This window comes from Methylobacterium sp. WL6 (genome assembly GCF_008040095.1).
Taxonomy (GTDB): domain Bacteria; phylum Pseudomonadota; class Alphaproteobacteria; order Rhizobiales; family Beijerinckiaceae; genus Methylobacterium.
Genome location: NZ_VRVH01000097.1, coordinates 1 through 14,720, shown reverse-complemented (window position 1 = coordinate 14,720; position 14,720 = coordinate 1). Strand labels below are relative to the sequence as shown.

Sequence of the window (14,720 nt, the reverse complement as noted above, 5' to 3'; positions counted from 1 at the left end):
GGCGTCCGCGGCAGCGGCCGTGTCGGCGCCGGCGATCGTTGCCGCGGCCGAACCCGCCCCGGTGTCCGCGCCCGACACGAGGTCCAAGGGGAGCACGGTCGCCGCAGCGCGGCCGGACGACGCCTCGACGGCGGCGAGGCTGTCGGCAGGCGCCGAGGTGCCCGCCGCCCGAACGGTGGCCGCGTCCGCACTCGCCGCGGTATCGTTGGCCGAGAGCGCGAACCAGCGCGTTACGGCGCCGACCGGCACGGTGCCGACCGGCCTGCGACCGAGCATCATGGGTCAGGCTCCCGCTTTGCGGCGGGACCGGCCCGCGTCAGGGTTCAGGCGGCGGCCGGCTCCGCCACCGGCTCGACGGCGTCGAGATCGCCCTCCGGGAACCAGCGCGAATGCGGCTCGCCGTCTGCGCCCGTCCAGGCGAACAGGACGCGCTTCTCGCCGGTGTCCTCGTCGAAGCGGACACGCTCGACGGTGCCTTCGATGATGACCGGGCGCACGCGCGCGGCCATGCCAGCTTTGAGGCTCATGGGTCGGTTTCCTGATGTCGTGAGAGGGACGGCGGGGGCGGCTCGGCGCGGTGCGCTGGCCGGATCAGGTCAGGGTGAGGGTGTAGGTCACGGTCAGCGTGTCGTTGGCGTACCAGACGCGCGAGGCGGCAAAGTTCACCTCGGAGACGAGCGTGCCGGTGGTGCCGCCCTTGGTCGACACCGTGGCGAGGAACACACCGGCGAGCGTGCCCTGCGCGCTGACGTTGAACACGGTGCCGGTCGAGGACTTGGCGCCGCCGGCGGCGGCGTTCCACGACACGGCCGGGCGGGTGGCGTTCGAATAGCCGGTGTTCTCGGTCCAGCCGGCATGCGAGGCCATGGTGTCGGCCGCGTTGTAGGTCGGGGCGGAGGCGCCGTCGACGAGGCCGAAGTAGAACGCCGCGGTGTAGCCCGACCCGGCAAGCGCGCTATCGAGGATGAAGTTCTTGCCCAGCGTGACGACGATGTTGTCGCGCTCCTCGACCCAGCGGATGTTGCCCTCTGCATCACGGCAGACGACGGAGTAGGCGCCCTTCACCTGCAGCCCCTCGTCGAGGAGGTGCGCGCACGTCTTGGCGGCGCCGGCGGCCTCGCGGGCCACAGCGTGTTCGTTGAGCATCGATGTCTCCGGAGTTCCGGCCCGCGGGCCGGGTGGGGTGCTACCGCAGGGCGGTGAGATTCCAGGCGACCGCGACCGTGCCGGCCGCGAGGTTGAGCCCGGTGGTAAGCTGCACCGCGACGGTGTCGTCGGCGGCGGCGTAGGCGGCGGCGATGTTGACGCCGGCCGGCAGGGCGGCGGCAGAGGCGACCTGCACCGCCTCGCCCTTGCGGATGCGGTCGCCGGACACCGCCGGGACAAGGCCGGTCAGAGTCAGCATGACCGACTGCCCCGCGGTGAGCGGCGGCAGCTTGGCCGACGCCGTGAAGTGCGCGACCTCCTCGGGCCGGCCTTCGATGATAGCGAGGCGCGCAGACAAGGCCGCGACGCTGGGCGCGACCAGGGCAGTGATCGCGCTGACGGGCACCACGTAGAAGCGCCCGCCCAACAACACGCGGAACTGTTCCGTCCCGTCGAGGACGTCGCGGTAGACCGGGGGCTGCGACATGGGATCAGCTCGGGAGTACGACCGCCGCAAAGGCGGCATCGATCTGAGACGGCGTCGTGATGGCGCCGGAGGCAAGCCCTGCACTGACGGCGCGGTAGGCCGAGTAGCAGGCCTGGACCCAGCCCCCGACACCCAGGGCTACGGTCTGCATCTGCGCGGCGTTCAACGTGATCCAGCCGCTCGCCGCCTTGAAGTCGATCGTGGCGTCGGGCTTGGCGTCAGAAAGCGCGTAAGCCCCGGTGATCAGGCTGCGGCTTTCGCCGTCGGACTTGACCAGCATCCCGCCGATCGTCACGCCGCCGTCGCGCCGGGCGAGATGCGCGGCCGCGGCATAGGCCGCCAGATCAATCGGGGGGGTATAGGAACTGATCTGCCCAGCCGCGTACCGCACCTGGCCGAGCTGGCCGGTCGCCGCGGCAAAGATCGCTTCGCTCACGACGACCGCGCCGGGGGCCAGGATGTCGGAGCGGCAGGTGCCGACCACGACGCCCGCAGCATCGAGGATGATCTGCGCAACCACGTCGCTCATGCGAAGCCCACCCCGGTGATTTGCAGGTTTTTCGCCGTCACCGCGGCCGCGTTGTCGGCCGACTTAACCGCGGTGATCTGGATCTGGTACGTCCGCCCGTATGTGAGCCCAGCGATCAGGCTCGTCGCCAGGACGCCGGTGTTGAGGGCGTTGGCATAGGCCGTCGAACTGAAGGCGATTGCCGCCACTTGAGCGGTGCCACTCGTGGTGTCGAAGACGCGCAGCGCCCAGTTGATCTCGACCGCAGCTCCGGCATTCGCCACAGCGCCCGTGGCGAAGATGGCATGGACGGAACGCAGCGCCGTGAAGCTGACCGAGGTCATCACCTGATCGACCGCGCTGCTGATCGTGGCAGCGCCGGTCGCCGCCGAGGCAGAGGGCGCGGAGACGTAGGGCTGCACGTCGACTGGGAGCGCGATCTGAGAGACGATCGCCCCAGCCCCGAAGGACACGGCGGTCGTGCCGCCGGCCGAGGACGCCAGGATCGTTGTGCGCGTGAGCGTCGTGCCGGAGGCCGTATAGGTGCCGGTTCCGATCTCCCAGGCCTGCCCCTCCTCGATCCGGTAGCTGTAGGCGGTGGCGTTGACAGCCCCAGCCGCGGCCCAGGTCTGTGCCCCGGGCGCCGCGGCCCCGAGCGTGACCGTGCCGAGGCCGGGCGCCGCCGCGACCGTCATCTGGGCGTTGGCGAGCAAGGACATGCACGAGGGGTCCGGCCAGGAGGTCAGGGGACGGAGGCGCCGTGCGTGGCACGGGCAGCCTCAGGGTTCGGCGCCGCGCGGCCGAGCCCGCGCTATTGCGCGAGCCCGTTCGTCAGACCGCAGGACCGGAGGGTGTTGATCGCGGCGGCGATGGCTGCGTTCGTGGCCGATCCGTCCGTCGGCAGAGCGGCAGATAGGGTGCATTTGCCAACCGGCGTCGCACCATTCGCGCCGAACATCGCCGCCTTCACGTTTTGAGACATGAAGTTGACGTTGAGCTTCGTCGGGTTTTGGACAAGCTTATTCGTCCAGCCGGACACGGCACTCGTGATGACGGTGAAGGGAATGTCGTTGGGGGCATCGAGCAACGTCCCCGATCCGGCCGTGATCGGGTTGATGTCGAGGCCAACGATCGAGCCACGCGCGCCTGGAATATACAGCACGTCTCGCGTGTAGACGGGGCCGTTGTCCTTGGTGATGCCCAAGCCGGCGATATTCACGAGCGGCGTCGCTTGGCTGCCGTTCACATTCTCCACCTGAATTGCGGTGCGATCCCCGGTCTTTTGAACGATCGTGACCCCGCTCGCGGTAAATTTGGTGCTGTCCTGAAGGTTCGTAATCCAGACCAGCGGCCCCTCCTTCTGCGCGGGCGGGGGGACTTCATTCGGCAGGTTAAAGCCATACTGCTCTATATTAAGTTGCCCGATGTTGATCTTGCCACCCTGCTGAATGATTGCCGAGTAGCCATAGTAAGCAATGTTGATGTAGGCCGAGGAAATTGCGAGATCGCAGATCTCGCACTTCAGCCCGCCCGTGGTATCGAGCTGCATCTTGGTTATGGTCGCCGTCGTTGCGCCTTGGAACCCTGCAGCTCCCTGATACCCGGTAGAATAGTAGAAACGCATCGCGTTCGGGTAGAAGATCGAGAAGAAGCTATCGATAATCAGGCCGTCCATTCGGCCTGAATTCAGGCCGATCATACCCTGCCCCGAGTTGACGGTGGTGTTCCCGTCGATGAGGATTTGGTACTGGGCCGGTGTAAATCCGTAGGTCCAGAAGCGCAGGGTGCCGATGTTGACGCTGTCGCGAGCGCCGTCGATATCCAGACCCATTTCAAAGAAAGACGTCTCAAGAAGCGGGATTTTTGACTGTCCCTGCTCGCCCTTCATATCGAGGGTCTTGATGGCATGAGACACCCGCACGCGGTCGATAGTCCAACCGCCAAGCGAGCCAGTCGCCTGGATGGCCGGAGGGTACTGGTTGAGGTTGGCTCGGACACCCGTATCCGGCTGGTCGAAGTCCACGCCGATATCGGCCAGCTTGACGCCCGAGCTATTGGCTACCCCTGACGAATTGAACTTGATGACGCCGCTGGCGGACTGATTGAAGTCGGTCCCGACCACCAAGACCGTGCCGGTATTGCTCGCGCCGCGAAGCGTCTTATTCGGGGGGATTGAGATCTGACCCTTGATACGGCAGCGGCCCGGCGGGAGCTGGGCCTCCGTCATAACAGCCATCATGGCGTTGATCGCTGCGGTGTTGTCGGTGCCGCTGCCGGTGATGACGCGTCCGTCGCTCGTGATGCTTGCATCGCACTTGATGCCGAACAAGGCCGAGCGGCCAGCGTCGGAGAACAGGGTGGACAAAGCCGTCGGCGTCGCGTTGGCCGCGCCGAGCGCGGTCACGCTCATCCCCGACACGTCACAGGTTTTTCCTGCCGCACAGAGCAGGCCGCCGAAGACGGTCGACCCGGCGCCGAGATTTTGCGCCGGGGGGCCGCGATCGAGGGCGACCGCCGGCACGGGGCCGCAGGCGAGGCCGGCGAGGATGACGAGCGCGGCGCGCACGCGGGCAAGCGTGAGGTTCATCGGATCAGATCCCTGTCGGCATGATGCGGACGATGCCATAGCCGTTGGCGTCACCGCTGCGGAACAGCCCGCCTGCGGCGGGGTATAGCGCCGGATCGGCGGGAAGCGGCGGCAGGCCGTCGAAAAGCGCGAGCAGCCCGCTGGCCGTGTTCGGCAGGTAGTTGGCGAGGGCCGCGGCGAGATCGCCGGCCGAGACGGCCCCGACGTCGATGAGCGAGGCCAGGAAATCGGCCTTCGACCGGCCGGCATTGCCCGGAAGCGTGAGCCAGTCCTGGTAGGCGGAGGCGCCAACTCCCGCCGCTCCCGCCACCGGCAAGGTCTTGTCGTACCCGGTCAGCATGTGAACCTCAGACTTACGGGGCGGACGGGTCGAGCACGGCCCGATGCCGGATCGTGCCGTAGAAGACGATGACGGGCGCATCGTCGTCCGGGTCGAAAACCGGGTCGGTGGCCACCAGCGTGTAGGGATAGTCGCCGGGTGGCTGGCGGCTCATCGCCGGACGCAGCAGGCGAATGGCGAGCGCGCCGCGCACCGGATCGACCAGAAGGGTCGGCTGCGCCCCGCTGGCGTCGGCCGAGACCGCCTGGAACGTCAGGGTGACGAGGACGACGATCGCGGCGACGAGCAGCCCAGCCGCGGTCGGCGAGGTGCAAAGCGGCAGCGTGACGGGCTCGACCGGGCCGGCATCGCCGACCAGGAACAGGACCTCGTCCATGGCAATCACCGGGCGAGAGGGCAGGGCGTCAGAACGGCCGGCGCAGCGCCGTCAGCTCGCCGATCGCGTCGGCGAGGAACGTCATCACCAGGCAGAGGCCAAAGAGGTCGAGCAGGCCGCCGTGCAGCAGGCACCCGAGCGCGGCGCCGACCCAGAACAGGGCGATGGCGCGGCACATCACGCGGTGGCCGGCCCGGATCCGGCGAGGCGGTGGCCGTAGAGCTGCTCGGCTTCGACGGTCAGGGCGCGCCTGTGTTCGAGATCCCGGCGGGCGCCGCGCAGGATGCCGATCGCCACGACCGGCGCGCGGAGCGCCTTGCGCACCGGCGCGAGGCGGCGGTCCGCGTCCACGATCCGGCGGAGCACGCCCGGGAGGCGGTCGTATTCGGGCTCGGTCAGCATCGGTGGTCCCGCAGGCTCACGACACGGGCCAGGACGGGCGCCGGCGGCTGGATCGCACGGGCGTGAGCCCGGAACGTCGCCACGAAGGGCTCGCGGTGCACCGGCATCTCGGTGCCGGACACGATGGCGAGCTCGTCGAGCTCGCTGGGCGCCGCGACGACCCGCATGGCGGCGGCCACCGCGGCGCCGCGCTGGGCGGCGATCAGCGCCCGCATCGGCTGGATGGCCGTGTGGGCGTGGACGACGACCAGGGCGCCGCCCTTCGGCAGGCCGGCGATCATCTTGGCCGCGGCGGCGGCGTGGCGCTTCTCGGAGGCTGTCACGGTCAGGCGATGCCGAGACGCTTGTGCGAGATCCGGCGCCAGCCCTTGGTCGGGTGGAGCACCATGATCGCGTCGGCGAGGTACCGAATGCCGGCGATGCGCTTCGGCACGATCGCGTTCCAAGCGGCGGTGCCCCGCTGCGCATGGAGCGCACCGAGGCTGGTCGTGATCTGCTGCATCAGAGGAAGCCCTTGCCGGCGTGGTTCTTGAAGGCCTGGGCCCGGCGGTCGTACGTCTTCAGCGTGTCGACCTGGGTGTGCCGGGTGACGTCCATGACCTTGAGGAGGTCGGCCCCGGCTTCGAGGGCCGAGGTCACGAAGCCGGCCCGGAGCGAGTGCCCCGAGAACAGCGACGCATCGAAACCGGCCGCGCCCGCGCGATCCTTGACGATCTGCGCAACGGAACGGTCGGTCAGCGCAACGAGACCGACACGGCCGCCCTTGGCCACCGGCCGGAAGACGGGCCCCGAGACGATCGCCGCAGCCAAGAGCCAGGCGTCGAGGGCCTGGACGGGTTTCAGCTTCGAGCCGGCCGGGACCGGCACCGTATGGCCGGCACCTTCCTGGTCAGTCTTCGACTTGCCGATGTGGACCAGGACGCCCTCGGTGGAGCGTTCGAGATCTGAGACCTGTAGGGCGACCAGCTCGGAACGCCGGAGCGCCGCCGCGAAGCCGATCAGGATCAGCGCACGATCGCGCTTGCCGACCAGCGTCTCCGGGATCTTCCGGAGGATCTTCTTCAGCGCGTCGGCGGTCGCCGGCGCCTTGCGGGTCACCTTCGTGCCGATCCGACGGCGGATGCCGCGGACGACGGCCTTCACCGCCTCAGCGCTGGTCGGCGGCTCGTGGCCGGCGGCACGGTGCGCGAAGGCGATCGCCGCGGCATGCAGGTCGATCGTCGACGCCTTGGCGCCGCGGTCGGCCATGGCCGCGAGGTAGGCGGCGGTCACCGCCACCGAGGCCGGCTCGTCGGGCAAGCCGACCGGATGGCCAGCGGAGCGACACCAGTCAGCGAAGGCGCCGGCTGCGGCACGGTAGGCGGCGCGCGTGCGCGGCGACTTCGCCTCGGCGGCGTAGGCGGCCGCGCTGTCGATCGAGGCCGTGAAGACCGCGAGCTCGCCCGCGCTCGGAGGCGGCTCCGCCGGTGCGACCGGCACCGGCAGGAGATCGAGCATTTGATCCTGCTTTGATCGGGGATCCAATCCGGCCAAAACATCAGAGGCGGATCAGAGGCTTTGCGACTTGATCAGGTCTTGATCAGAGGGTCGGATTGCTTCCGACAAGGGGAGTTGTCGGAAGCGGCCGCGCTCCGGATCAGGCGCGCTGCGCGTTCGCCCGGCGCCGTGCCTGATCGCGGATCATCGCGCTCGGGATCGGCAGCTTCGGGCGTCGCACCGGCGGGGCTTCACCGTCACCATCGTGCCGGGGCCAGGAGCCGGTGAGTTCGCGGTAGAGGCGCCGCGCGGAGTCGCGGATCTCGCCGAACTCGGCCATGCAGGTTTCGGTGGTGCGCCGCGGCCCGGGCTGACGGTATCGATCTGCCAGCTGGCACAAGCCGAGCAGGCGCTTCTCGATGTCCTGGCTGGTCACGGCCGCGGATCCGTCATCGAGTCGATCCTATCAGATCGCGCCCGGTACGGGGAGCGGAAGAGGGGCCGGATATCGCGCCGGCGCGCGCCCGTCAGGGAAGAGGTGATGACAGGCGGGCCGCATAGCCGTCCGCACCAGCCTGGCGCTGGATCTAGTCGGCAATCGGTGTTGGCGCTGGTCATCGAACGCCCGCGAGGGCGATCGGCACGGCGTGAGCCGCGTGGAGTTGACAGGCCTCATCGGCCGGTGGTGCTGCGGTGCGGGCATTGCAGGCCCGGCTCCCCGTGGTGTGGCCGCTATATCTGCCTGGTCAGGAATCCCGAGGGGGACAGCTACTTCAGGGCTGGCCTACGCGGTCGGCGGTCAGTGTTTCCGAAGCCCCCCGGCGACGCCGTCCGGAAACGACAACGGCCCCGAGCGGTGGTCCGCCGGGGCCGTCTGAAACTTCTGCCTCATCCGTATAGGTCAAGCAGTTGACCGCAGTCAAGCGAGTTTCGTCTATCAAGTGTTCGAGGCTGGCATTTGCATTCAGGCGAGGTGCCAACCCTGCTCAATCTGAGCGAGGTGGACGGTATGCGACTCTGGGCTGTCCGACAGCTGCACGGCCAGATCCGCCCGGGAGACTCCGCTGTCGAGGCGATGCGTCCAGAAATCCAGACCGCCCGCATCGGCATGCCGTCCAAGCGCGTTCTCGTAAAGGGCGTCAACGTATGGGCTATTGGCGAGCGAGCCGTATTTCGCTTGGTTTTCCGGCGTTGCGAGAAAGCCTTGAGCCAAGCTGGTCAGTGATCCCCCATGATCGAGCTCACCAGTCCAATACTGGAGGCCGCCGGCATCGGACGCCCGGTCGAGCATTGTGTAATACAACCGTGCGACATCGCCCGCTTGAGCGTCCGGTACGAACAACCCATTGACGAGCGCCTGCTGGACGCTGGCGGTGAACTCCGACGAAAACACGAAGCTGTCGGCGACATCAACACGAGTGGCCCCGTGAGCGAGTTGGTCGGTCCAGTAGCTGAGGCCGCCCTCGTCGCCGGAGCGCCCGAGGGTGTTCTGGTAGAGCTGGTTGACGAAGCCAGCGTCATCGCTCGCGCCAAGGCGCGCCTGTCCCTCGGGCGAGGCGAGGAAGCCTGCAGCGAGATTGGCAGGAGATGCGCCATGGTCGAACTGGTCAGCCCAATATTCCAATCCGAGGGTGTCAGGCGCACGGCCGAGCAAACCTTCATAGAGTGCGTAAACCTGCCCACCCGAACTATGGGCATCATGCGTTATAGATCCAAAAAGACTTTTATTTTCTGTAAAATCTATAACGTATGAATAGGGTATACTTGAGCCAATATTTCCCGAGGCATCAACCGCGGTCGCTACAAAATTGTAAGCATGGCCTGTACTATATATTCCGCCGTCAAGTTTAAATTCAAAATAACCGTTTTCATCGCTTTTTACCGTAGAAATAATGTTAGCGCCATCTTGGATCGCGATGCTGAGATCGGCGTCAGATTTGCCGATAAATCCATAAACAACATGCGTCGTAACGTTGATCGCGCCGCTGACATGGGTGAAAGCCAAAGACGGGGCTGTGATGTCTTGATCGGTCACGGTGAAGCTGGTTTGAGCGCCGATGTCCGCCAGCTGGGTACCATAGTAGCTCTGTGAGTTGCCCGCCTTGTCAAAGACGAAGGCAGCCTCGATCGTGTAGGTGCCCGGTGCAGTGTTTGGCGAAAGCGTCGTCGTGTAGGTCGAAAGTCCATCGGAAAAACTGTCGGTCTCGTCGTGGAGGAAGACGAGCTGCTGCGGACCGTCGGGGGTCTGTACCGGGCTCGACAACCGAAGTTGGACGTAGCTCACCCCGGAACCGGCATCGGAGGCGCCTGCGGTGATGGCGATGGTCTGAGCGCCGTGCGACAGGTCGACCGTACCGGGCAAAGTCAGCCCGGTCAGGACGGGAGCTGTGGTGTCGCTTGCCATTTCGTCCCTCTCTCATGACGGGACGCGTTATTGGCAGACTTCACATTCTACGTGAACACCTAAGGATGCTCTTGCAAAGCGTCATTTCAAAGTGTTTCTCACTGTCACTTTTTGCCCACTCGTCATACGCCTCGCCCACCCAAGCCATCATTGAGTTCGCGTAGCGACTTCGGGAACGTAGCGCGGAAGCACCTTGAAAATCCGGTTAGCCTCCCGAATGCGCGTTGACCGAATTTCGCCCGTCAGCCTGTGGCCGTTTCGATACCCTCTGCTGCCTTCGCCGCCGGCCGCTTGCGCGGGCTGTTCCGCTGGCGATGCGCCAGGATCCGCGCTACCAGCGCGTCCTCCTGCTGGTTGCGGAGGCGCCTCCGGCTCGACGGGTTGTCGAGGATACGCCGCGGCTTCCCAGCATCGACCTCACCGGCCCACGGACGCTGCGCCGCCGCCGGCGGCAACACGCTGATGCTGGCAAGCTTGCCCGACAGGCGGTGCGCCAGCAGGTCGATCGCGGCCCACCAGGCCGCGTAATCCGCCCGCTCGTTGAGGATCGCCGTCGCGCTCTCCCACTCGATCGCGCAGTAGGCGCCGCTCGGGTACCGGTCCTTGCCCTCGGCACCGCTGATCTGCTCGACGCCGTTCCGGACCACGTAGACGATCGGCTTGCCGGTGTTGCCGACCACCGCCGCCGGCTCCGGGCTCTTGGCGAAGGTCGGGCGGGCGGCGAGCCTGGCCTTGATCCGGACCAGGTCGAACAGCTGTCCCATGGCGCGCGCCATCGCGGCATGCTCGTCGAGGCCGGGCGGCAGGTGGGTGAGTAGGCCGAGCTCGCCATCGAAGCGATGCGCCGCGTAGCTCCGCAGCTCGTCGACGGTGGCCTCGATGATCAGCGCATCCGGGTGCGGCTCGCCCATCGCCGCCGGGAAACCTGGCTCGCGGCTGAAGTTCTCGACGCGACCGCCGAGCTGGCAGATCCGGAACATCGGCGAGATCGAAGAAAATTCCTGCGGTCCGCCTTTGTCGTCGCGATCGCGCCGCTTCGGCAGCTCCTCACGGAAGGCCCAGGTGAGCGCGTCCTCGATATCCATCACCCGCTTGTTCGGGATGGTGTCGCGGCGCGTGCCGATCGGCGGGGCGTGGACGCGGCTCTGGCGGACGCCGGCGGCGTGCCGGCCAGCCGGCATGCGGTGCTCGGGCGGAAGGGCGGGGGTGGTGATGCTGTACGATCCCGAAGCGGTCACGGTGGTCCCCGATGTCCTGTCCCGATCCAGAACGATCGGGCAACAAACCTGTGATCCAGCGGGAGTTTTCTCAGAGTCAAGCCTGATCAAGCGCTTCACTTGTCCGGGTCGAAGCAGGGTCGATCCATTATTCGTTCAGATTCAAAAATGCTCCCCCGCACCGTTTGCGACGTCTGCGATAGAATTTCAGAGGAAGCCGCGGCTGCTGTGCAGGCTCCAGTCAATCTTAACATGTCGTTAAAATTGACTGCCTTCGTATTTCGGCTCCACGAGGCTCTAATGTATTGGTCCACAGATTGAATCACGCCTCCAATGTTTAGCAATAAACCAACCTTGTAAAGAGGAATTCTTTGAATACGTCGGCCGTGCAAAATAGCAACATCAAGCCCTAAGCAGAGAAACGCACCGCATTGTTCTGTCGCAATTGTTGCATCAAGGTCCGGAGATTGGTAGCGCATAGTCAAAACCGACCGATCGGGTTGGTGGCCTATGCCATCGGCAGAAATCAGGTTCGGTAGCGCCTCGGGGGTGATTGATGACCGATACGTTCGACAACCGGCAGGCCTCCTTGGCTCTGACCCAGGTCATCGTCACACAGGGAATCTATCCGACGCGGCCCGAGGGCGGGATTGGTGGTTCGGACACCACGATGGCGTCCCTGCGCACTTTCGCCTTCAACTACAGCCCGGATGCTGCGGGTGTCGCTGATGGCCACACGTTACCCATCAATCAGAACGCAGCTCTCTACTCCTTAATCGGCACTACCTATGGCGGTAACGGCCAAACCAATTTTGCCGTGCCGGACCTCGCAGGCCGCGTCGTTGTCGGAGCTGGCTCATCCGGCGGGTTGACGGTCAACGAGGGCAACGCGACCGGCACCACCACGGCAACGCTTAATACGACCCAGTTGCCGGTCTCCGTGGGCGGAGGCGGACAACCGTTCAGCAACGTTCAGCCGTCTCTGCCGGTGTATTATGGTATTCAAACCTCAGGGGACGGCTCTTCGACTTACACTGGCGAGGTCGATGCCTTCGCTACGTCGTTCGTTCCAGACGGTTACATCCTGGCCGATGGGCATCTTCTCCAAATCAGCCAGTACCAGACCCTCTTCGCCGCGATCGGCACTCGCTATGGCGGCGACGGCACCACGACCTTCGCTGTCCCGAACCTTGTGGGGCGTGAGATTGTTGGCACCGGCACGGACACGAGTGGTGCATCGGTAGCGCTCGGGCAGGTAGTGGGCAACTCTAGCCCAACGCTCACAGCGACACAGTTGCCCTCCACCGCCGCCGGCGGCACCAATGCCGTAGTAGACAATCGGGCCGCCAGCCTCGGTCTCAACTACGCCATCGCAGTTCAGGGCATATACCCGTCACGCGATGGTTCTGCGGTTCCGGAAGGAGACCCTATTCTAGGCGAGATCCGCGCTTTCGCGGGTGCAATCCCGACCACAGGTTGGGCTGCGGCGAACGGCCAGACGCTGGCGATCAGTTCTAACACGGCGCTGTATAGTCTCCTTGGGACCAACTACGGTGGGAATGGGACTCAGAATTTCCAGCTTCCGAATTTAAACAACCGCGTCATCGTTGGGACCGGGACGGGCGCCGCCGACGGCCAGGGCTACGTCATCGGCGGGAACTACGGATCAAACAACCTAACCCTGACCACCGCCGAGATCCCCGACACAACCCTGCCGGTTATTACCCTCACGGCGCCCGCCGGCACCATCGAGGCTACCACGGCGCAAGGTGCCTCCGTGACCTTCTCCGCGACGGCGAGCGACAACCTCGACAGGTTTGCGCCAGTTGTGACTTTCAGGGAAAGTGTGAACGGCACCACTAAGATGGTGGCAAGTGGCGATACCTTTGCCACCGGCACGCATTCCGTCGTCGCGACTGCGACTGATGTGCACGGAAACACCGCGACACGCTCCTTCGCTTTCACCGTCACCGATCCCACGCCGCCACAAGCCGTCTCCATTGTCCCCGGAACGGTGGGCCCGACCAACACCACGACGCTGACCGAGACGGTCACCTTCTCTGAGACCGTCACCGGCCTCGATGCCAGCGACTTCACCGTCACCGGCACCAATGGCGCCACCGCCACCGTCTCCTCGGTCACCGCCACCGCCACGCCCGGTATCTACACCGTCGGCCTCACCGGGGTGTCCGGCACCGGCAGCCTGCAGCTGAACCTCGTCAACGACGGCACGATCAAGGACACCGCCGGTAACGCCCTCACCGGCACCCTCACCGGACCGGCCACCGCCGTCGACCATGCCGTGCCGACGATCACAGGCATCGTGCCGTCCACCACCGGCCCGACCAACGCCACGACGCTGACCGAGACGGTCACCTTCTCGGAAGCCGTCACCGGCGTCACCGCCGACGACTTCACCGTCACCTCCAGCGGCACCGCCACGGCGCAGGTCGCCTCGGTGTCGGGCTCGGGAACGACCTATACGGTTGCGCTCAATCAGGCGACTGGCGATGGCACGGTGCGCCTCGACTTGAAGGCCTCCGGCACCGGGATCACAGATACCGCCGGCAACCCGATCACGGGTGGCCTCACGGGTCCGCAGACAACCCTCGACCACACTGCGCCCACCGCCACCAGCACCGCTGCGGTCACGGCTGCGAACGCAGCCAGCGAGACCTATGCCGTTCACTTCTCCGAAGCCGTCACCGGCGTCGGTACGAACGACTTCGTTCTAGCTTCGACGGGTGGCGCAGGCGGCAACATCACCGCCGTCACCGGATCAGGACAGGACTACACCGTCACCGTGTCCGGCATCTCCGGCGCCGGATCCCTCGCCCTGGCACTGGCCGACACGCCCAGCGTCAACGACGCGGCCACGAACGCGCTGGCCGCCAATGGGCTCACCAGTTCCACCGCCCACACCATCGACCGCGTGGCGCCGAACGCAACCGCGATCGCACCGTCGACAGCCAGCCCGACCAACGCCACGACCCTGTTCGAAACGGTGACCTTTTCGGAAGCCGTCACCGGCGTCACCGCCGACGACTTCACCGTCAACACCAGCGGCACCGCAACAGCGCAGATCGCCTCGGTGTCGGGCTCGGGAACGACCTACACGGTCACGCTCAATCAGGCGGCCGGCGATGGCACGCTCCGCCTCGACCTGAAGGCCTCCGGCACTGGGATCACAGATACCGCCGGCAACCCAATCGCGGTTGGCCTCACAGGTCCGCAGACCACCCTCGACCACACCGCCCCCGTCGCCACCAGCACCGCTGCGGCCACGGCTGCGAACGCGGCCAGTGAGACCTATGCCGTCCACTTCTCCGAAACCGTCACAGGCGTCGGTGCGAACGACTTCGTTCTAGCCGCGACGGGTAGTGCAGCCGGCAACATCACCGCAGTTACCGGATCAGGACAGGACTACTCCGTCACCGTGTCCGGCATCTCCGGCGCGGGCTCGCTTGCCCTGGCGCTCGCCAGCACGTCCACCATCAACGACGCGGCTGGGAATGCGCTCACCGCCACCGGCCTGACCAGTTCCACCGCTCACACCGTCGACCGCGTGGCACCGAACGCAAGCGCGATCGTGCCGTCGACCACCGGTCCGACCAACGCCACGACGCTGACCGAAACGGTGACCTTTTCGGAAGCCGTCACCGGCGTCACCGCCGACGACTTCACCGTCAACACCAGCGGCACCGCAACAGCGCAGATCGCCTCGGTGTCGGGCTCGGGAACGACCTACACGGTCACGCTCAATCAGGCGGCCGGCGA

At 66.1% G+C, this 14,720-nt stretch carries 18 protein-coding genes; 1 reads left to right on the top strand and 17 read right to left on the bottom strand.

The genetic code is table 11. From position 1 onward, the window contains the following. From FV230_RS14520 to FV230_RS14450, 17 genes are all read right to left on the bottom strand, one after another. On the bottom strand, nt 1-279 hold a 279-nt coding region (locus FV230_RS14520), incomplete at its 3' end, for a hypothetical protein (protein WP_210248630.1). Between the two features lie 44 nt (nt 280-323). After that, nucleotides 324-527: a hypothetical protein gene (locus FV230_RS14515; protein WP_147842899.1), complete on the bottom strand. Its 204-nt coding sequence runs from the start codon at nt 525-527 to the stop codon at nt 324-326. A 64-nt stretch (nt 528-591) separates the two neighbouring features. Then, complete coding sequence (locus FV230_RS14510; protein WP_147842898.1) at nt 592-1,146, bottom strand: hypothetical protein; 555 nt, start codon at nt 1,144-1,146, stop codon at nt 592-594. Between the two features lie 40 nt (nt 1,147-1,186). Further along, nucleotides 1,187-1,633, bottom strand: a complete 447-nt coding sequence (locus FV230_RS31240) for a hypothetical protein (RefSeq protein ID WP_147842897.1) — start codon at nt 1,631-1,633, stop codon at nt 1,187-1,189. Between the two features lie 4 nt (nt 1,634-1,637). Then, nucleotides 1,638-2,162 carry a DUF4376 domain-containing protein gene (locus FV230_RS14500; RefSeq protein WP_147842896.1) on the bottom strand — a complete coding sequence of 175 codons (525 nt, stop codon included), beginning with the start codon at nt 2,160-2,162 and terminating at the stop codon, nt 1,638-1,640. Next, complete coding sequence (locus FV230_RS14495; RefSeq protein ID WP_147842895.1) at nt 2,159-2,854, bottom strand: hypothetical protein; 696 nt, start codon at nt 2,852-2,854, stop codon at nt 2,159-2,161. Before FV230_RS14495 ends, FV230_RS14500 begins: the two co-directional genes overlap by 4 nt. A gap of 98 nt (nt 2,855-2,952) precedes the next feature. Further along, nucleotides 2,953-4,728 (bottom strand): hypothetical protein, encoded by a 1,776-nt coding sequence (locus FV230_RS14490; protein ID WP_147842894.1) that lies wholly within the window; start codon nt 4,726-4,728, stop codon nt 2,953-2,955. 4 nt (nt 4,729-4,732) lie between these two features. Continuing rightward, a complete protein-coding gene (locus FV230_RS14485) occupies nt 4,733-5,068 on the bottom strand; it encodes a hypothetical protein (RefSeq protein ID WP_147842893.1) in 336 nt (111 codons plus the stop codon). 13 nt (nt 5,069-5,081) lie between these two features. Next, entirely contained in the window at nt 5,082-5,444 is a 363-nt protein-coding gene (locus tag FV230_RS14480) for a hypothetical protein (RefSeq protein WP_147842892.1), read from the bottom strand. A 28-nt stretch (nt 5,445-5,472) separates the two neighbouring features. Further along, nucleotides 5,473-5,622: a hypothetical protein gene (locus FV230_RS29685; protein ID WP_187275508.1), complete on the bottom strand. Its 150-nt coding sequence runs from the start codon at nt 5,620-5,622 to the stop codon at nt 5,473-5,475. Next, complete coding sequence (locus tag FV230_RS14475; protein ID WP_147842891.1) at nt 5,622-5,846, bottom strand: hypothetical protein; 225 nt, start codon at nt 5,844-5,846, stop codon at nt 5,622-5,624. The genes FV230_RS29685 and FV230_RS14475 overlap by 1 nt, the downstream gene beginning before the upstream one ends. Next, entirely contained in the window at nt 5,840-6,169 is a 330-nt protein-coding gene (locus FV230_RS14470; RefSeq protein WP_147842890.1) for a hypothetical protein, read from the bottom strand. The genes FV230_RS14475 and FV230_RS14470 overlap by 7 nt, the downstream gene beginning before the upstream one ends. A gap of 2 nt (nt 6,170-6,171) precedes the next feature. After that, complete coding sequence (locus FV230_RS29680) at nt 6,172-6,348, bottom strand: hypothetical protein (protein ID WP_187275507.1); 177 nt, start codon at nt 6,346-6,348, stop codon at nt 6,172-6,174. After that, nucleotides 6,348-7,343, bottom strand: a complete 996-nt coding sequence (locus tag FV230_RS14465) for a site-specific integrase (RefSeq protein WP_147842889.1) — start codon at nt 7,341-7,343, stop codon at nt 6,348-6,350. The genes FV230_RS29680 and FV230_RS14465 overlap by 1 nt, the downstream gene beginning before the upstream one ends. 139 nt (nt 7,344-7,482) lie before the next feature. Continuing rightward, nucleotides 7,483-7,758, bottom strand: coding sequence for a hypothetical protein (locus tag FV230_RS14460; RefSeq protein WP_147842888.1), 276 nt, complete (start codon nt 7,756-7,758; stop codon nt 7,483-7,485). Between the two features lie 528 nt (nt 7,759-8,286). Beyond that, a complete protein-coding gene (locus FV230_RS14455; protein WP_147842887.1) occupies nt 8,287-9,726 on the bottom strand; it encodes a DUF4214 domain-containing protein in 1,440 nt (479 codons plus the stop codon). Between the two features lie 242 nt (nt 9,727-9,968). Then, entirely contained in the window at nt 9,969-10,964 is a 996-nt protein-coding gene (locus FV230_RS14450) for a hypothetical protein (protein WP_147842886.1), read from the bottom strand. Between the two features lie 535 nt (nt 10,965-11,499). Here FV230_RS14450 and FV230_RS14445 point away from each other — a divergent pair. Then, on the top strand, nt 11,500-14,720 hold a 3,221-nt coding region (locus FV230_RS14445), incomplete at its 3' end, for a tail fiber protein (protein WP_147842885.1).